The organism is Rugosimonospora africana, from assembly GCF_016862975.1.
Lineage (GTDB): Bacteria > Actinomycetota > Actinomycetes > Mycobacteriales > Micromonosporaceae > Rugosimonospora > Rugosimonospora africana.
On sequence record NZ_BONZ01000013.1, the window covers coordinates 134676 to 152060 of the forward strand.

Below are 17385 nucleotides of genomic sequence, written 5' to 3' on the forward strand. Positions count from 1 at the left end.
GGCGAAAGCGGAGGCGCCCTCAGGAGCGCTGATGGAGGCCGAACGGTACCCCCGCCGGATCCGTACCCGACGCGAACCGGCCGAAGCCCTCCCGCACCGGCCCCGCGTCGTCGATGGTCGCACCCAGCTCCCGTGCCCTCACCACCGCCGCGTCGATGTCCGGAACCGAGAAATACACCACCACGTGGCGGTCGTCGTCGCCCGCGTGCAGGCCGGCCCGCAGCCCCGGACCCGTGAAGTTGTTGTTGGTGCCCGGCATCGGCTCCACCCGCCAGCCGAACAGCGCCGCGAAGAACTCCCGGGTCGCGGCCGTCTCCGGTACCCCGATCTCCAGCCACCCAGGCGAACCCACCGGCGCCGGCGGGCGGTAGGTCCCGACGTTCCACGCGTTGCCTTCGGTGTCGGCCACCGTGAATCCGAGGCCGCGATCCTGCTGGGTCAACGGCCGGCTCACACTCGCGCCGGCCGCGGTGACGCGGTCGAACGCCGCCCGTACCCCGGCTTCGTCGGAGACCAGATACACCTCGCCGCGCGCGTAGCGGTTCCGCGGTCCCTGGTCCTCGCCGCGGGAGTGCTGGCCGAGCATCACGGCGCTGTCGCCCCAGGCGAGTTCGGCGTGTGCGATCTGCCCATCCTCGCCGCGGACCACGAGCAGCTCGCGCAGGCCGAGCACCGTGGTCAGCCATTCGATGGCGGCCGGCGCGTCCAGGTAACGCAGCGCGGGATACACATCGCTCATGCGCCCCACGCTAAGGGCGTCGCCGGGCCGAGGCTTCGAAAACTACCGGCTGTCTCCATAGGAGCGGAGACAGCCGGTAGCGGAGCGGGTCGTTCAGTTCCGCGGGAACCTCGACGATCCGGTCGTGACCGGGACCGACTGCCGCGCCGCCTGGGCCGCTCCCAGGATCGGCAGCCCGGCCCGGCGCGCCAGCATCAGGTTCTGCACCACGAGGGTGACGCCGAGGAAGAGCAGGATCTCGCCGGTACCTTCGGGAGCGTGCAGCGCCGAGCCGAGGGCGGCCATGCCCACCCGCACCAGTACGGTTGCCACCCAGAGCGCCATGGTCCAGCCGGTACCCCTCGTGTAAACCACCCCGTCGCGCCAGATCAGCCGCTGGCTGGCGGCCCGGGCGACGCCGCCGATCGCGCCGATCAGCACGCCGCCCACGAGCAGGAGGATGGCGGTTGGCGAGTTCAGCCGGTCGAACATGGTGCGGTCCTCCACCAGTCCGATCAGGACCAGCAGTACCGGAATCGTCAGCATCCGCGTCGTGCTCAGCCGCCGCTCCGTCATCTGACGGCGGATCACCCAGACCAGCACCAGTACCGCGATGGTGCCGGTGATCAGCCCCTGCTGCAGCCCGCTCATGTCGAAACACTCCCCTGTCGATCAGCGATGTCATCGACGCTACGGCGCGACCCAACGGCAGGGCGCCGGAGCTGGGATGGAACGCGGATGGAAACCGGCCTCCACCCATGGGTGGAGGCCGGCGACGAGGGAGCTGGCCGGGCTCGGACCCGAGGATCAGCGGCTGTGTGTCTCTTCCAGCTTGAGCGCGTTGCCGATGCCGAAAAACGTCGGCGCCCATAGCCCGACGTAGATGCCCCACCGGTCGGCCCGGTCGACACCCGCGCGCTCCGCCTTCTTCGAAACCGCCCACGACGCGATGGACATCGCGATGGAAGCGACACCCGCGGTGTAGGCGATCGAGCTGGTGATGCCCATCTCCTGCATCTTCTTGATCACGAGACCCCCTCATGTGTGCTTGCCTGTCGCAGCTACCCATCGGGCGCACCGGTAATCCCGGGCGACCAAGCCGGTACCGGCCCTCCGGAACCGGTCGCCTCGCACAGGAATCACCCATCCGGCGTAAGGGGCTCGGGTTCCGGCCGCAGGTCACTCAGACCGCCCAGCCGTGAGCCTTCGATTAGGTACTCTCTGCTACAGGACCAAATGCGCCATACGCTCAGCTTCTACGCGAAGTGTCAGCAAGACTCGGGGCACCCCTGGCTGGGCGGCGGCGCCTGATTCTTGGCCCGGAACCCTTCACCGGGGTCGCGTTCGACGTGCCGCCGACCGGTTCGGCTTCGCGATGACGAACGCCAGTCCTCTCTCGCGGAGGCGAACACAGTCACCGACAGGTATCCACCGAGAACGCAGATCGACCGAGACTGGGAGACCTTCGTGAAATCGTTCCGGCTGACCCTGGTCGCCGTGGGCGCCACCGTGGCTTTGCTGGCAACGGGTGCGGCGATCGGCGCCGCGACGTCATCCGGTACGCGTCCCGAGCGGGCGGCCGACACTCACAACGTCAAAGCCGCCGCGGCACAGCCCACCCCGACCAAAGCGGCCAAGGCCGCCGGCGACCCGACCGCCAGCCAGTTGCTCGCCATGACACAGGTCTGCGATGAGGTGTCGGACGGCAAGTACGCCATGCACGAGGGTGGCCTCGCGAAGATCTCCGTGTGCAAGAAGAAGTCGGCCTATTTCTGGACGTCGGACATGGCCATCGACTGCGATGGGGAAGTCACCGACGAATGCAACCCGGACACGGACTCGACTTTCTCCGAGGGAACCAACTTCAAGACCTCGACCGGGAAGTACTTCACCGCCGACGTCACGCACTACTTCGTGATACCGCTGCCCAGTTCCCGGTTCGACTACCAGAACGCCGGCATCAAGCCGGGCAATGTCGGCGCGGTCATCTACAACGGCAAGCTGGTGTACGCCGTCTTCGCCGACCTCGGCCCGTCGGACAGCATCGGCGAAGCCTCGTACGCCACGGCCCGGTCGCTCGGTGTGGAGACCGACCCCAGCATCGGTGGGACGGCCGGCCCGGTGACGTTCATCGTGTTCCCTGGCGTGGTACCGGATCCGGTTGAGGACAACGACGTGATCGCCCGGGTCGGGAAGACGGCTGCCAGATCGTTCCTCGGTATGAGCGATCCAACCGCGCCGCCGGCCCCGGTGAACGAGCGCAAGCCGGCGCCGAAGCCGACCAAAGTGCTCGCCGACGGCGCGAAGAAGAACGACTCCAAGAAGGACGACGCCAAGAAGAACGACGCGAAGAAGAACAGCGCGAAGAAGAACGACGCCAAGAAGACGCCGGCCGCCGGCCCGACCAAGGCAAAGGACGTCAAGAAGGCGCCCAATCCCAAGCCGACCAAGGCGCAGGCTCAGGCGCCCAAGCACAAGCCCACACCGAAGCCGACGAAGGTACAGGCCCAGGGCCCGAAGAAGGCGCCCACCCACGCGCCGAAGCCGACCGGTACCCACACTCCCAAGCCGCCCACGACAAAGCCGGACACCGACGCGCAGCAGCGGGACGACGGGTCGGGCGACGACACGCCGAACGAGAAGGCGACGCCCGACGAGGAGGCCAGTGATCGCGGAGAGTCGGAGCCGGATGGGACGCGGGCCGGGGACGAGACGCCGCGCCACCGCAGCATCCCGCGCGAGGATCAGACCCCCGTCGAGCCGGACGGCGTCACCGGTCAGATCACCGGCGCGGCGGGCAGGTGCGTCGACGTGGTGCCGAGCGGCCCGAACGCCGGCACGGTGCAGCTGTACGGATGTAGCGGCGCCGAGGAGCAGGCCTGGACTCTCCGCGACGACGGCACCATCCGGGTCCTCGGTGGCTGCCTGGCGGTCAGCGGCGGTTCCGCGCAGGACGGAGCTTTGGCACAGGTGCGGGACTGCGACGGCTCGGAGTCGCAGCAGTGGGCCACAGACAGCGGCCGACTGGTCAACGTCAACGCCGGCAGGTGCCTGGACGCCGTCAACGGTCAGGTCGCCGACGGTACGCCCCTGCAGATCTGGGCCTGCTCGTACGGCGACAACCAGCAGTGGAGCCTGCCGGACGAATCCACGCGGTGAGGTATCCACGTGAACCCATTCCGCCTCATCCACGTGGAGGGTGGTTAGGGAACCTCTGGAGGAGGTTGCGTGCGCAGGCATCGACGGATGGTTGGCAACATCATCCAGGAACGACTCGCGAGGCTCTCCGAGCTGTCGCGGTCCGAACTGGAGCAGCAGCTCGGGTTGCCGGCGGAGCACCTGGTCATGGGTGAGGACCAGCGACCGTACCTGATGACGTCCGTGCTGATGCGCCGGCCCGACGGGTCGATCTGGGCGCACGTGTACGTGGCGACCGGCGGCTGGGACGAGGTCGAACCGGTTATCCGTTCCGCGGCCCTGATCCGTTGACCGGCACCGCTCACGGTCGGCTCCCGATTTCTGTCGTAGGGCGCCCCTAGCATCCCCCCATGGCTTACGAATTCCAGGTGGTCGTCGACGCCGCCGATCCGCACACCCTCGCCGACTGGTGGGCCGAGACGCTCGGCTGGGCGGTTGAGCCGTCCAATCCCGGGTTCATCCGGAAGATGATCGATGAGGGCCGCGCCACCGAGGCCGACACGACCACGCACCGCGGGCAGTTGGTCTGGAAGGAGGGGGCGGCCATTCTTCACCCCGACGAGCCGGCGCCCGGAGTCCATCGGCGGCGCATCCTGTTCCAGCTCGTGCCCGAGTCAAAGACCGTGAAAAACCGGCTCCACTTCGACCTGCGGGTCGGCGCGGACAACCACGAGGCGGAGCTTCGGCGGCTCACCGAGCGGGGCGCCACGTTCCTGCACCGGGGCCAGCAGGGGCCGAGCAGCTGGATCACGCTCGCCGATCCCGAGGGCAACGAGTTCTGCGTGGCCTGACGCACTGGTGTGACGGGCGCGGGACGCCCGGGAAGTGGAAGCCGGGCGCGGCGTGGGACGGCCGGAGGCGGAAGCCCGGTCGCGGCGGGAACTGGGCTCGGCACGACCGAAGGCGGGAGCCGGTCGCGGCGCGAGCTGGGCGTGGGACGACCGGAGGAGAGAGCCGGCTGCGGAGAGAGCCAGTCGCGGATCAGGCTCCGAAGAACTCCCGGGCCCAGCGCGCCAGCGCCGAGCCGGAGTTCGGACCCTGACTGCGCACCTTGATCTCGCCGAAGTAGGTGTTCACCTTCACCCGTACGACCGGGGTGCCGGGCAGCCGGGGCACCGGAGCGAGGGCGAGCGCCTTGGAGCCGAACATCGTCGAACCCTGGAGGTCGACCTCGACACCCTCCGGCACGATCACCTTGAAGCTGCCGAACACGCACCGACCGTTGATCTCTACGACCTCGGCGTCGGTCTGCGCCTCCCGGAGGTCGAGTTCGCAGTCCCCGAAGACGGTCAGCACCCGGAGCACGCCGGGCATCCGCCACCGGCCGCGCCGCTTGTTCTCGCTGAAGACGCAGGTGACCCGCTCGACCTCAGTGATGCCGACGACCGGTGCCGGCGCCAGGTCTCCGGTGGCGCGCTCCAGCTCGGCGGACGAGTCCGCCGCCCAGACGGCGCCGACCCGCACGGTGAACTCCTCCAGCGTGAGCCGGCCGTCGCCGCAGGCGTGCTGAAGCCGCTCGGCGGCGCGCTCACGATCCACATCGGAGATGGGGGTCGACATGGTCCGCAAGATTACTCGTACTTCCGCATCTCCGGCATCCGGCCCGAGGCCGGGAAGGTCATCGGTGACGGCGTGACCGCTCGCGACCGAGAATCCACAGCGCTTCCACCCCGTCACGCCAGGTGATCTTCTTGCCCTCCGCCCGGGATCGGGCCCGGTAGCTGATCGGCACCTCGTACGGGCGGATCTGCCGGCGCAGCAGCTTGCCGGTCACCTCGGCCTCCATGCCGAACCCGTTCGAACGGATGTCCAGCGACCGGTACAGGCTCACCGGCATCAGTTTGAAGCACGTCTCCAGGTCACCGAGGTAGCAGTTGTAGAGCATATTGGCGGCGGTAGTCACCGCGCGGTTACCCATGACGTACCAGAACGAGAAGGAACTGTGGCTGCCGAACGTGCGGTTGCCATAGACCACCTCGGCCCGCCCGTCCATTACCGGGTCCAGCAAGCGCGGAATGTCCTGCGGGTCGTACTCCAGGTCGGCGTCGAGAATGACCATGAACTCGCCGGCCGCGCTGCTCACCGCGGTTCTGATCGCCGCACCCTTACCCTGATTCCGCGGATGTGTGACCACCCTTACTCTTGGGTCATCGATACGATCCAAGATCTCCGCAGTGCCGTCGCGGCTACCGTCGTCCACCACGACCAGCTCGATTTCGCACGGGTAGTTCACGTCCAGCGCCTGCTTGAGCGCATTCGCGAGCCGAGCCTCCTCGTTGTACACGGGCATGAGGATCGACAGCTTCACGGCGGACTCCGGGATTCGGGTACAGGTTCGCAACAGACTACGTCCTCATCGCCCTCCGGTCATCTAAACGGCGCGCGGTAATGCTCGTCGTTCTCGGGCTGCTGCCGGCAGCCACATACGTGCTGACCGGGTACGCGGTCCGACCAGCCGGTCAGGTGTTCGCCCCGCTGCGACTCGCCCTGGTACGGGCGGCGGTCCTGGTCAGCGCCGTTGGAGCGATCCTGGTCGAAGTCCTCGGCGCGGCGCACGCGCTGACCCACGTGGCGCTGGTGCTCACCTGGTCGGTCGCGACCCTCCTCGCGCTGCTCGGCGCCGCCGTGCGGTACCGGCGCGACCGCCGCCGGGCCGGTGACGCCGCCCCGGTTCGCCGCCTGCCGGATTTCCGGGGCTGGGCGCGCGCGATGTGGACCGGCGCCGGGCGACCCGAACGGATCATGATGATCGCATTGGCGGCGCTGCTCCTCGCGGAGCTGCTGCTCGCGATCATCTCGCCGCCCAACAATTACGACTCGCAGACCTACCACCTGCCCCGGATCGAGCACTGGGTACAGCAGCGGGACGTCGAATTCTTCCCCACCCGGATCCACCGGCAGCTGACCATGGCGCCTGGCGCCGAGTACCTGCTGCTGCACCTCAGACTGCTCACCGGCGGCAGCGCGTTCTACAACCTGCTGCAGTACTCGGCCGGGATCGGCTGCGCCCTGGTCGCCTCGCGGATCGCCGGGCAGTTCGGCGGTTCGGCCCGCGCCCAGGTGCTCGCCGCGTTCGTCTTCGGTACCGCGCCGATGGTGGCGCTGGAGTCGACCAGTACCCAGACCGATCTCGTCGTCGCGGCGTGGACGGCGTGCGTGGCCACCCTGGTCCTGGACGGGCTGCACCGGCGCGCCCGGGCGGTGGACGTGACCCTGCTCGGCCTGGCGACCGGCCTCACCGCGCTGACCAAGGAGAACGGCCTGCTCGCGGCGGGTCCGCTGCTGGTGATCTGGGGCGTCGCTCAACTGCGCCAGGACGCCCTGCGCGCCCGGCGCGCCGCCGGGGACGCGGAACCGACCCGACCGGCCGCGTCGCGGTGGCTCCGGGCTCCGCTACGGACCGCGGGCGGCACGGTCGCGATCCTGGTACTCGCCGCGGCGGTCGCGGGTCCGTTCCTTCTCCGGGTCGACGACGAGTACGACAACTTCCTCGGTCCCGACTACCTGCGCGACTCGATCTCCATGCAGCGGCACGATCCGCCGTCGATCCTGGTCAACGCCCTGCGCATCGGTCACACCGCTCTCGAAACGCCGATCACCCCGCTGAACGAAGCGGAGGCGCGGGGCATCAAGGGGCTGTCCCGGGACATCGACGTCGACCCGAACGACCCACGGACCACCTTCACCCGCACGTCGTTCCCGTCGATGAGCTGGATCCCCGACGAGGACAGGGCGTCCTTCCCCGTCCAGGCGGTACTGGTGCTGCTCGGCGCCGGGTTTGTGCTGGTCCGGCCGAGTCGGCGGGTACCGGCGGGGCAGGCGTGGCCGGTACGCGTCTACGCGTCGGCATGGTGGCTGTCGGTGATCCTGTACGTGTCGACGATCAAGTGGCAGCCCTGGGGCAACCGGCTGATCATGTACTTGCTGGCACTCGGCGCCCCGCTGGCCGGACTCTGGCTGGACGCGTTGTTCCGGCGGCGAACCGCCCCGGGCAAGCCGGCCCCGCAGACGAGCGGCAACCCGGCCCCGGAGGCGAGCGGCAAACCGGAGGCGGGCGGCGAGGCGGCCTTGCGGGCCAGCGGCGAGGCCGCCCCGCACGTGGGCGATGAACCGGGCCGGCACACGCTCGGCCGGCGCATCGCCGCCGGGGTCGCGGTCGCCGCGCTCGTGATCGGCGGTTGTGCCGGCGGGCTCGCGGTCGGGTACGGCTGGCCACGTCGCCTGGTCGGCACCGGCTCCGTGTTCACGGACGGCGACATGAAGGCGCTGTTCCAGCGCCGGCCGAAGTGGCGGCCCAACTACGAGTGGGCGGCGGCCGCCGTACGGGCGTCCGGTGCCAAGCGGGTCGGCCTGGTCCAGGATCAGGACACCTGGGAGTACCCGTGGTGGCTCCTGCTGCCCGGCCGCGACATCGAGGCGGAACAGAGCATGGCCCCCGACATCCCGCCGGTGAAGCCGGACCAGGTCGACGCCATGGTCTGTGTCGAGGCCCCGGTCGTGTGCGCGCAGTACGTGCCGCACGGCTGGAAGCTGCACATGCGCAACGGCATCGGCTACGCCCTGCCGCCGGGCAAATAGAGCCGTCCGGAAAGTGAGCCGCCTGGCAAATAGAGCCGTCTGAAAAGTGAGCCGCCAGGCAATAAGCCGGCGGCAAGCCCGGCAAGCGAAAAACTACTACGTCAGCGTCGCCAGGTCGCTCAGCAGGACGTTCGAGAGCACCGCGCCGTCCGGCCGCACCTGGCGCAGGTACCAGGTCTGCAGCGGCGTGCGGTTCTGGTTGAACTGCCAGGTGCCCCGCGGGCTGTCGATCTCACCGATCTGCGCGATCGCCGCGTTGATCGACTGCGGGCTCAGGTCGCCGCCGGCCAGTTGCAGCGCGCTGGCGAGCACCCCGCCCGCGTCGTACGAAGCCATCGCGTACGTGCTCGGGTCCCGGTCGTACGCCTTGCGGTACTGCGCGGCGAACAGCTGGTTCGCGTCGTTGTCCAGGTCCGGTGAGTAGTTCAGCGACGTGTAGACGCCGTTCGCCGACGACTTCTGCTCGGTCAGCAGTGCCGTTTCGGTCATGAAGCCGGGGCAGTACAGCGTCACCCCGGACAACCGGTCGTGGAACGCCTTGATGAACGCGACCGCCCCGGGATCGGCGAAGTACGCGAAGACGGTGTTGGCACCCGACTCTTTGATCTGCTGCATCGCCTGCGTGAGGCTGGTGTCCGGCTTGCTGTGCAGCGGTACGACCAGCGGGTCCGCGGCAAGTTCGAGTTGCCCCGAAGCGTCCTGGTACGCGCCGACGAACCCGTTCACCTCGTCACGAGCGCTGGGCGAGTCGTCCGAAATGACGAAGACTTTCTGGTTGCCCGGAACGTTCTGCCCGATGTACTGACCCAGCGACTGACCCGGCTCGTTGTCCACGTAGCAGGTCCGCCAGATGTACTTCGGGCTGCTCAGTTCGAGGGGCGAGCCGTTCGTCCCCAGCAGCGGCACCTGCGCCTTCTCGATCTGGTCCCGCAGCGCGCTCATCGTGCTGGCCGCCGCGACACCCGTCATGACCTGGACACCGGCCTGCTTGACCAGCTTGTCCGCGGCGCTCTTCGCGACGTCGCCGCCGGCACCCTCGTCCGCGACCGTCAGAGTCACCGGATGGCTGCCCAGCTTGTTGCCGTTGAGCGAGAGGTAGAGGTTGAAGCCGTTGGCCAGCTCGTCGCCGATCGCCTTGTTCGGCCCACTCTGCGGTACCAGCAGCCCCACCCGGACCGGAGCGGTGTTCGCCGCCGTGGACGATCCCGAGTCGCATGCCGCGAGCATCGGGGCGGTGACCCCGGCAGCGCCGGCGGCGGCAATGAGGCGTAGCAGATCTCTTCGAGCTAGCTGGGTCACGTCGCGCAGTTCCCTTCCGCCACCACGGTGATCATATTTTTGTGGTACCGCTGGGGCCCACGCACGTTCGCGTTCCTACCGCGTATGCCGGATCTTCCGACCAGTCTGGCTCGACGCGTCTGGCACCGCGCCGCGACCCAGACCGGTCGGCGTCAACCGACGGCAGCGTACCGTAACCCCAGGCACAGGCCGGTGGCCATGGCGCCGGCCACACTGGTGAGAGCTAGTCTCGATCGGTGCTCAGAATTCAATCGCGCGTCGCTCGGCGGCCATCGCGACCGCACGCGAATTCGAGAGCCATTCGACGCCCGTTTCGGGCCAATCGGCACCCATTTTCCGGGCTGTCGCCATCCGTTTCACAGCCATCGGGCGCGGAAATCCGGATACTGATCCGGGTTCGGCGGGACGGGGTCGGGTCCGGCTCGGCGCGTCTGGCGCCGCGCGACGATCCGGCCCAGTCGGTACTCGCCGGCCGGCAGTAGGGAAGGATGAGGGTATGACCGACGCCCCTGAGGAGAAGCGCACCGTTGTGGTTGTCGGGCCGGACGGCCAGCCGGTCGGCACGATGAACCTGCCGGAGGACGGCGAGGGCAACCAGGAAGACCCGTCGAGCCTGGTCGAGCAGCCCGCGAAGGTGATGCGCATCGGCAGCATGATCAAGCAGCTGCTGGAAGAGGTTCGGGCCGCGCCGCTCGACGAGGCGGGCCGGCAGCGGCTGACCGAGATCCACCGCCGGTCCATCCACGAGCTGGAAGACGGCCTCGCCGTCGAGCTGCGTGACGAGCTGGAGCGCCTGTCGCTGCCGTTCGAGCAGGGCACGCCGTCGGAGTCCGAACTGCGCATCGCGCAGGCCCAGCTGGTCGGTTGGCTGGAGGGCCTGTTCCACGGCATCCAGGCGGCGCTGGTCGCCCAGCAGATGGCCGCGCGGATGCAACTGGAGCAGATGCGCGGCGGGCGGCCCGCGCTGCCGTCCGGGCTGCCCGGGATGCCGGGCGTGACCCAGCCGGGCGAGGGCACCAACCGCACCGGTCAGTACCTCTAGCCACCGGAGGGCAGGACAATTGTCCTGCCCAACACCGGATCGCTGATTCTGCCCGGCCGGAGGCGCCGTCCGTAGCGTCATCGGCATGACAGAAGCAGTCAGACTCACCGACGTCTCGAAGAGTTTCGGGGCGGTACGCGCGGTCGACGGGATCAATCTCACGATCGCGGCCGGCGAGACGGTGGCCCTGCTGGGCCCGAATGGCGCCGGCAAGTCCACCACCATCAACATGATGCTCGGGCTGACCCGCCCCGGGCGCGGGACCGTCGAGGTGTTCGGCACCAGCCCCGATCGGGCGGTACAGGGCGGCAATGTCGGCGCGATGCTGCAGGATGCCGGCTTCGTACCGAACGCGACCGTACGCGATCTGGTCGAACTCGCCCGCGCGCTGTACCCGGCGCCGCTGCCCACGCCCCAGATCCTGCGCACCGCCGGGCTGACCGAACTGGCCGACCGCCGCCTGGACAAGCTCTCCGGCGGCGAGGCGCAGCGGGCGCGCTTCGCATTCGCGCTGGCCGGCGACCCTCGGCTGCTGGTACTCGACGAGCCGACCGCGGCCATGGACGTGGTCACCCGCCAGTCGTTCTGGGCCGCGATGCGCCGGTACTCGGCGGCCGGGCACACGGTGCTGTTCGCCACGCACTACCTCGAGGAGGCCGACGACTACGCCGACCGGGTGGTGGTCGTCGCCCAGGGGCGGATCGTGGCGGACGGCACCGGAGCGGACATCAGGAGCCTGACCGGCGGTCGTACCGTCACCTTCGATCTCGCCGGCGAGGGCACCGCGGGCCTGGACCGGCTGCCCGGGGTACGGGCCGTGGAGGTCCGTGGCGATCGCGCGAACCTGCGCAGCGACGACTCCGACGCCACCGTGGCCGCACTTGTCCACAGTGGACGTTCGTTCCGCAACCTGGAGGTCAGTGCGGCCGGCCTCCAGGAGGCGTTCCTCGCGCTGACCGCCGAGAGTGGACCGGCCGGCACGACGACATCTTTCGCCGCCGCGGGCGGCACGACGACCACGGGGGCCTGACCATGTTCGCGTTCTTCCTGTTCGAGCTGCGCCGGCTGGTCCGCGAGCCACGGCTGTTCATCTTCACGGTCTTCATGCCCGTCATCTCGTATGTCGTCTTCACGGGGGTAGGCGACACGAGCGGGCAGAGCGAGGGCGTGTCGCTCGCGACCGCGATGACGATCGGGATCGCCGCGTACGGCGCGGTGCTCGGCGCGATGTCGGTCGGCAGCGGGGTCGCCAACGAGCGCGTCTCCGGCTGGCTGAGGCAACTGCGCCTCACCCCGCTGCCACCGATCAAGGTGGTCGCGGTCAAGGGCGTGCTGACCACGCTCGCGGCGATCCCGTCGGTCATCGCGGTGAGCATCGCCGGACGCATCCAGCACCACGTCACCATGCCGATCGGGCATTGGGCGCTGCTGGTACTGGTGCTGTGGCTGGGTACCATCCCGTTCGCGCTGCTCGGTCTCGCCGTCGGGTACAGCCTGCCGCCGCAGATCGCTCAGCCGGCCACGTTCATCACGTTCTTCACCCTCTCCATCCTGGGCGGCCTGCTCGTCCCGGTCGAGGTGTTCCCGCGCTGGTTGCGACACTTCTCCGAGACGCTGCCCAGCAACCGGTACGCCGAACTGGGTTGGAAGGCGGCGGCCGGCCACCTGCCGTCCGCGGCGGGCGGCACCATCCTGGCCGGCTGGACGCTCCTGTTCGCCGTGCTGGCCGCCGTCGCCTACCGTCGCTCGACGGCCACCCGCTGACATACGGTGGCTCTCGTGCAACCCGACCCCCAATTCGGCCGCGCACCCAACCGGCTCGGCATGTACGCCTGGGCCGCGGTCTGGATGTGGCCACTGGTCGCCCCGATCAGTGCGATGGCTCACGGCCAGGTCCACCCGATCGTGCCCGCCGCGATCGGGTTGGCCGCCTTCGTCGCGCTCTACCTGTTCTGCGTGGGCCGCGGCTTCGGCAACGAGTTCCGCAAGCCCACGCCGATCGAGCTGGCCGGCCTGATCGGTTTCGCGGCACTGGGCATCGCGCTGGCGCTGGCTTACGGCGGCAACGACGAGGGCTGGCTGGTCCTGCCGCTGTACATCGGCGCGGCCGGAGCCTCGCTGCTGACCAACCCGCTGGTCGTACCGTGGGTGTTCGGCGCCACGATCGTCCAGATCGCGTTCAGCGTCGGGTACAACGAGGGCTGGGGCGACGGCTGGAGCAACGTGTTCGGCACGTTCATGGGCAGCCTGCTGGTCCTCGTCGTCAAGCGGCTGATCTGGTACGTGCGCCAGCTGCACAACGCCCGCGCGGAACTCGCCCAGGCGGCGGTCGCCGAGGAGCGCCTGCGCTTCGCCCGCGACCTGCACGAGCTGCTCGGGCACACGCTCACGCTGATCGTGGTCAAGGCCCAGGTGGTGCGCCGGCTGGCCGCCACCGACCCCGTCGCGGCGGGCGCGGCCGGGGCGGACATCGAGCAGATCGGGCGGAAGGCTCTGGTGGAGGTACGCGAGGCGGTCACCGGGTACCGGGAGAGGGCATTCTCCGACGAACTGGACGGCGCCCGGTCGGCGCTCTCCGGAGCCGGAATCGACGTGAGCATCGAGACGGCGGGCACCCCGCTGCCGGCTATCGTCGACTCCGTATTCGGCTGGGCGGTACGGGAGGGGACAACGAACGTGATCCGGCACAGCGGGGCCCGGCACTGCGTGATCGCGGTCCGCCGGGCCGGCGACGAGGCCACCCTGGAGATCCGTGACGACGGCTCGGGCGGTTCGCCGGACGGTACCGGCACCGGCAACGGGCTGCGCGGCCTGCGCGAGCGGCTGGCCGCGGCGGGCGGGACGCTGGCCGCCGCGCCGCAGCCGGGTGGCGGGTTCCGGCTGGTCGCGACGGTACCGGTGGCCACCGCATGATCCGGGTACTGCTCGCCGAGGATCAGGGCATGATGCGCGGCGCGCTGGCCCTGCTGCTGCGCCTGGAACCGGACATCGAGGTGGTGGCCGAGGTCGGCTCGGGTACCGACGTGGTACCCACGGCGTTGGAAACCCGGCCGGACGTGGCGCTGCTGGACATCGAGATGCCCGGCTGCTCCGGGCTGGACGCAGCCGTGGCGCTGCGCCGGGAGCTGCCCGCCTGCAGGGTGCTCATCGTCACCGCGTTCGGCCGCGCCGGGTACGTGCGCCGCGCGATGGAGGCCGGCGCGAGCGGGTTCCTGGTCAAGGACGGCCCGGTGGAAGACCTCGCGGCGGCGATCCGCAAGGTACTGGCCGGGGAGCGGGTCATCGATCCGTCGCTCGCGGCGGCGGCCCTGTCGGCCGGCCCGAACCCGCTGACCGAGCGGGAGCGCGGCGTGCTGGCCGCTGCCGCCGACGGCTCGACGATCGCGGACATCGCCAAGCGGCTGCACCTGTCCGAGAGCACGGTGCGCAACTACCTGTCGGCGGCGATCGGCAAGACGAACTCGCGCAACCGGATCGAGGCGGTACAGGCGGCCCGCGCGAGCGGCTGGCTCTAGGCCAGGTCCGGCTCGGCCGGCAGGAACCGCTCCAGGTAGGCGGCCACGCCATCGTCCTCATTGGACAGTGTGATCTCGCGGGCCGCCGCGCGGGCCGCCGGGTGCGCGTTGCTGACCGCCACCGAACGGCCGGCCCAGTGCAGCATCGGCACGTCGTTGGGCATGTCGCCGAACGCCAGCACGTCGGCCGCGTCGATGTTCAGCTCCGTGGCCACGGTCGCCAGGCCGGTCGCCTTCGTCACGCCACGCGCCGACATCTCCACCAGGCCCGTGCGCGACGAGTGGGTGGGTACCACCTCTCCATCCACAATGGACTCGGCGAGCGCGACGAACTCGTCCGGCCCCATCCCCGGCGTACGGGCGAGCAGCTTCACCGCCGGTTCCGCGGTCAGGTCCGCGAGCGACCCCGGTACCACGCCGGGCTGCCCCTCGTCCCACTTCACCGGCCAGGCCGGCTCGTACCGCATCACCCGCCCGTCGTCGACCTCGACCGCGAACAGGACATCCGGGATGGCCGCGCGCAGCCGGAGGCACATCTCGCTCAGGAGGCCGGGCTCGATGGTCCAGGAGTCGCGCACCTTGTCGGTGACCGGGTCGTAGATCACCGCACCGTTGGCGCACACCGCCAGGTACGGGGCGCCCAGCTGCTCGTACACGATGTGCAGCCAGCGCAGCGGTCGGCCGGTCACCAGCACCACCGCCGTGCCCGCCCCGGCCAGCCGGGCCAGAACCCGGGCGGTGTGCGGGCTCACCAGTCCCCCGGCCCCCACGAGTGTCCCGTCCAGGTCGGTCGCGACAAGCCGAGGAACACTCACATTCATCCAGCCGACAATAGCCGGTCGAGGTAGGCGGCCACTCCGTCCTCGTCGTTGGCGCCGGTGACCTCGTCGGCGATCGCCAGGATCTCCGGGTGCGCGTTGGCCACGGCCACCCGGCTCCACCCGGCCCACCCGAACATCGGCAGGTCGTTGGGCATGTCTCCGAAGACGAGCACGTCCCGCGGGTCCACCCCGAGCGACGCGGCGACCACCGCCAGGCCGCTCGCCTTGGTCACGCCGGGCGGGCAGATCTCGATGTACCCCAGCCCCGCCTGGGTCACCGACAGCCCGTCCGGCGGTACCAGCCGGCGGGCCACCGCGAGCAGCTCGTCCGTCTGGCGCGTCGTGGAGTGTGCGAACGTCTTGAGTACCGGGCCGGCCAGCGCGTCCTTCCGGGACCTGGTCACCACCGCCTCGGGCCACTTCCAGATCACGTGCGGCTCGCCCCACAGCGGGGCGTTCGGCGCGTCCAGCGCCTCCACCATGATCGACAACGGTCCGACGACCGCCTCCAGCGCCTCGATCAACCCGAGTACCTGCTGGCCCGGCACCGTCTTGGAGAGCAGCACCAGCGGCTCGTCCGGATCGGTCAGGTCCACTACCCGGCCGCCCTGGGCCAGCACCAGGAAGCTCGCCTCCGGTATGTCCCGCCGGCATAGGTCGATCAGCCGGGGACCGCGCCCGGTGATCCCGACGATCGGGATTCCGGCGGCCCGTACCCGGCCCAGCACTTCATGCGAGTAGGCGCTGACCGTCTCGTCGGATCGGACGAGCGTGCCATCAAGGTCGGTGGCGATCAGCTTGGGCAGTCCGGGGCGTACCGTCACGTCCGCCTCACTCTCCGGCCGTAGTTACCCTGCGGATCCATCCCTTCCCGGAGCGGAAACGCCCCAGGTCGGGCCAGCAAGGTTACTCCGGTCGGACCAACCCAGGGGAGTGATCACCCCAACAGATCGCGACCACCGAGGAACGGCTGGAGGGCCTTCGGTACCCGTACCGTGCCGTCCGGCTGCTGGTGGTTCTCCAGAATCGCGACGATCCACCGGGTGGTGGCCAGGGTGCCGTTGAGCGTCGCGGCGACCTGGGGCCTGCCCTCCGCGTCCCGGTACCGGACGCCCAGCCGGCGGGCCTGGAAGGTGGTGCAGTTCGAGGTGCTGGTCAGCTCCCGGTACCGGCCCTGGGACGGTACCCACGCCTCGCAGTCGAACTTGCGGGCGGCACTGGTACCCAGGTCGCCACCCGCCACGTCGATCACCCGGTACGGCACCTCGATCTTGGCGAGCATCTCCTCTTCCCAGCCGAGCAGCCGCTCGTGCTCGGCCGCGGCCTCCTCTGGCCGGCAGTAGGAGAACATCTCCACCTTGTCGAACTGGTGCACCCGGATGATCCCGCGCACGTCCTTGCCGTACGAGCCGGCCTCCCGCCGGAAGCAGGACGACCAGCCGACGTACCGGCGGGGCTCCTCCAGCCCGTCGAGGATCTCGCCCGAGTGGTACGCGGCCAGCGGCACCTCGCTCGTACCGACCAGGAAGACGTCGTCCGCCTCCAGCCGGTATACCTCGCTGGCGTGCGAACCGAGGAACCCGGTGCCCTCCATCGACTCCGGCTTCACCAGCACCGGCGGGATCATCGGAATGAACCCGTGCTCGACCGCCTGCTGCATGGCCAGCTGGAGCAGGCCGAGCTGGAGCAGCGCGCCGACCCCGGTGAGGTAGTAGAACCGGCTGCCGGAGACCTTGGCGCCGCGCTCCATGTCGATCGCGCCCAGCGCCTCGCCGAGTTCCAGGTGGTCGCGCGGGTTGTCGATCGCCGGCGGAGTGCCGACCTCGCGCAGGACGACGTAGTCGTCCTCGCCCCCGGGCGGCGCGTTCTCGATCAGGTTCGGTACCGCCATCTGCGCCTTGCGCAGCCCGGCCTCCGCCTCGTCGACCCGGGCCTGGGCCGCCTTGACCTCCGCCGACAGCTCCTTGGTGCGGGCCAGCAGCGCGGCCCGCTCGTCCCCGGTGGACTTCGAGATCCGCTTCCCGAGCTGATTCTGCTCCGCGCGCAGCACCTCGTAGGCACCGACCGCGGCGCGGCGCTCCTCATCGGCCGCGAGCAGCGCGTCCACCACGTCATCGGACTCGCCCCGGGCCCGTTGGCTGGCGCGTACCAGGTCCGGATCCTCGCGAAGCAGGCGCAGGTCAATCACGAATGGTGAGACTACCCGGCGCGGCG

At 69.9% G+C, this 17385-nt stretch carries 18 protein-coding genes; 9 read left to right on the plus strand and 9 right to left on the minus strand.

The features are described 5' to 3' along the window. Window positions 1-19: 19 nt before the first annotated feature. From Raf01_RS06330 to Raf01_RS06340, 3 genes are all read right to left on the minus strand, one after another. On the minus strand, window positions 20-739 hold the full coding sequence (locus Raf01_RS06330; protein WP_203916772.1) for a VOC family protein: 720 nt from the start codon (window positions 737-739) through the stop codon (window positions 20-22). A gap of 93 nt (window positions 740-832) precedes the next feature. After that, on the minus strand, window positions 833-1369 hold the full coding sequence (locus Raf01_RS06335) for a CcdC protein domain-containing protein (protein WP_203916773.1): 537 nt from the start codon (window positions 1367-1369) through the stop codon (window positions 833-835). Window positions 1370-1525: 156 nt separating this feature from the next. Beyond that, window positions 1526-1747 (minus strand): hypothetical protein, encoded by a 222-nt coding sequence (locus Raf01_RS06340; protein ID WP_203916774.1) that lies wholly within the window; start codon window positions 1745-1747, stop codon window positions 1526-1528. A 438-nt stretch (window positions 1748-2185) separates the two neighbouring features. On the opposite strand from Raf01_RS06340, the gene Raf01_RS06345 reads away from it, so the two are divergent. The 3 genes from Raf01_RS06345 to Raf01_RS06355 all read left to right on the plus strand — a co-directional run bounded on the left by Raf01_RS06345 (window position 2186) and on the right by Raf01_RS06355 (window position 4707). Continuing rightward, on the plus strand, window positions 2186-3877 hold the full coding sequence (locus Raf01_RS06345; protein WP_203916775.1) for a ricin-type beta-trefoil lectin domain protein: 1692 nt from the start codon (window positions 2186-2188) through the stop codon (window positions 3875-3877). 69 nt (window positions 3878-3946) lie between these two features. Further along, on the plus strand, window positions 3947-4207 hold the full coding sequence (locus Raf01_RS06350; RefSeq protein ID WP_203916776.1) for a hypothetical protein: 261 nt from the start codon (window positions 3947-3949) through the stop codon (window positions 4205-4207). 59 nt (window positions 4208-4266) lie between these two features. Further along, on the plus strand, window positions 4267-4707 hold the full coding sequence (locus Raf01_RS06355) for a VOC family protein (RefSeq protein WP_203916777.1): 441 nt from the start codon (window positions 4267-4269) through the stop codon (window positions 4705-4707). Window positions 4708-4897: 190 nt separating this feature from the next. Here the strand turns inward: Raf01_RS06355 and Raf01_RS06360 are convergent, their stop codons facing one another. Both Raf01_RS06360 and Raf01_RS06365 read right to left on the minus strand, forming a co-directional pair. Further along, a complete protein-coding gene (locus Raf01_RS06360; RefSeq protein ID WP_203916778.1) occupies window positions 4898-5476 on the minus strand; it encodes a DUF1707 SHOCT-like domain-containing protein in 579 nt (192 codons plus the stop codon). A 58-nt stretch (window positions 5477-5534) separates the two neighbouring features. Next, the gene (locus Raf01_RS06365; protein ID WP_203916779.1) at window positions 5535-6224 is read right to left on the minus strand and encodes a glycosyltransferase family 2 protein; all 690 of its coding nucleotides are present in this window, start codon (window positions 6222-6224) and stop codon (window positions 5535-5537) included. Window positions 6225-6304: 80 nt separating this feature from the next. Between Raf01_RS06365 and Raf01_RS06370 the strand changes: the two genes are divergently transcribed. Beyond that, window positions 6305-8494, plus strand: coding sequence for a glycosyltransferase family protein (locus Raf01_RS06370; protein WP_203916780.1), 2190 nt, complete (start codon window positions 6305-6307; stop codon window positions 8492-8494). Window positions 8495-8590: 96 nt separating this feature from the next. Here the strand turns inward: Raf01_RS06370 and Raf01_RS06375 are convergent, their stop codons facing one another. Then, window positions 8591-9793, minus strand: coding sequence for an ABC transporter substrate-binding protein (locus Raf01_RS06375; RefSeq protein ID WP_203916781.1), 1203 nt, complete (start codon window positions 9791-9793; stop codon window positions 8591-8593). 496 nt (window positions 9794-10289) lie between these two features. Between Raf01_RS06375 and Raf01_RS06380 the strand changes: the two genes are divergently transcribed. The 5 genes from Raf01_RS06380 to Raf01_RS06400 all read left to right on the plus strand — a co-directional run bounded on the left by Raf01_RS06380 (window position 10290) and on the right by Raf01_RS06400 (window position 14350). After that, entirely contained in the window at window positions 10290-10835 is a 546-nt protein-coding gene (locus Raf01_RS06380) for a bacterial proteasome activator family protein (RefSeq protein ID WP_203916782.1), read from the plus strand. An 85-nt stretch (window positions 10836-10920) separates the two neighbouring features. Continuing rightward, window positions 10921-11865: an ABC transporter ATP-binding protein gene (locus tag Raf01_RS06385; protein WP_203916783.1), complete on the plus strand. Its 945-nt coding sequence runs from the start codon at window positions 10921-10923 to the stop codon at window positions 11863-11865. 2 nt (window positions 11866-11867) lie between these two features. Next, a complete protein-coding gene (locus Raf01_RS06390; protein WP_203916784.1) occupies window positions 11868-12599 on the plus strand; it encodes an ABC transporter permease in 732 nt (243 codons plus the stop codon). A gap of 15 nt (window positions 12600-12614) precedes the next feature. Next, window positions 12615-13748 (plus strand): sensor histidine kinase, encoded by a 1134-nt coding sequence (locus Raf01_RS06395; protein ID WP_203916785.1) that lies wholly within the window; start codon window positions 12615-12617, stop codon window positions 13746-13748. Beyond that, a complete protein-coding gene (locus Raf01_RS06400) occupies window positions 13745-14350 on the plus strand; it encodes a response regulator transcription factor (RefSeq protein WP_203916786.1) in 606 nt (201 codons plus the stop codon). Before Raf01_RS06395 ends, Raf01_RS06400 begins: the two co-directional genes overlap by 4 nt. Here the strand turns inward: Raf01_RS06400 and Raf01_RS06405 are convergent. The 3 genes from Raf01_RS06405 to serS all read right to left on the minus strand — a co-directional run bounded on the left by Raf01_RS06405 (window position 14347) and on the right by serS (window position 17359). Next, window positions 14347-15171, minus strand: coding sequence for an HAD family hydrolase (locus Raf01_RS06405; RefSeq protein WP_203916787.1), 825 nt, complete (start codon window positions 15169-15171; stop codon window positions 14347-14349). The genes Raf01_RS06400 and Raf01_RS06405 overlap by 4 nt on opposite strands. Further along, a complete protein-coding gene (locus Raf01_RS06410) occupies window positions 15168-15995 on the minus strand; it encodes an HAD family hydrolase (protein WP_203916788.1) in 828 nt (275 codons plus the stop codon). The genes Raf01_RS06405 and Raf01_RS06410 overlap by 4 nt, the downstream gene beginning before the upstream one ends. 113 nt (window positions 15996-16108) lie before the next feature. Then, window positions 16109-17359 (minus strand): serine--tRNA ligase, encoded by a 1251-nt coding sequence (gene serS, locus Raf01_RS06415; protein ID WP_203916789.1) that lies wholly within the window; start codon window positions 17357-17359, stop codon window positions 16109-16111. Between the last annotated feature and the right edge of the window lie 26 nt (window positions 17360-17385).

What these genes read in the sequence shown, in the direction of transcription:
- Raf01_RS06330 (WP_203916772.1), bottom strand. Translation starts at nt 739, where the DNA reads ATGAGCGATGTGTATCCCGCGCTGCGTTACCTGGACGCGCCGGCCGCC.
- Raf01_RS06390 (WP_203916784.1), top strand. Translation starts at nt 11,868, where the DNA reads ATGTTCGCGTTCTTCCTGTTCGAGCTGCGCCGGCTGGTCCGCGAGCCA.
- Raf01_RS06380 (WP_203916782.1), top strand. Translation starts at nt 10,290, where the DNA reads ATGACCGACGCCCCTGAGGAGAAGCGCACCGTTGTGGTTGTCGGGCCG.
- Raf01_RS06335 (WP_203916773.1), bottom strand. Translation starts at nt 1,369, where the DNA reads ATGAGCGGGCTGCAGCAGGGGCTGATCACCGGCACCATCGCGGTACTG.
- Raf01_RS06385 (WP_203916783.1), top strand. Translation starts at nt 10,921, where the DNA reads ATGACAGAAGCAGTCAGACTCACCGACGTCTCGAAGAGTTTCGGGGCG.
- Raf01_RS06360 (WP_203916778.1), bottom strand. Translation starts at nt 5,476, where the DNA reads ATGTCGACCCCCATCTCCGATGTGGATCGTGAGCGCGCCGCCGAGCGG.
- Raf01_RS06400 (WP_203916786.1), top strand. Translation starts at nt 13,745, where the DNA reads ATGATCCGGGTACTGCTCGCCGAGGATCAGGGCATGATGCGCGGCGCG.
- Raf01_RS06370 (WP_203916780.1), top strand. Translation starts at nt 6,305, where the DNA reads ATGCTCGTCGTTCTCGGGCTGCTGCCGGCAGCCACATACGTGCTGACC.
- Raf01_RS06405 (WP_203916787.1), bottom strand. Translation starts at nt 15,171, where the DNA reads ATGAATGTGAGTGTTCCTCGGCTTGTCGCGACCGACCTGGACGGGACA.
- Raf01_RS06355 (WP_203916777.1), top strand. Translation starts at nt 4,267, where the DNA reads ATGGCTTACGAATTCCAGGTGGTCGTCGACGCCGCCGATCCGCACACC.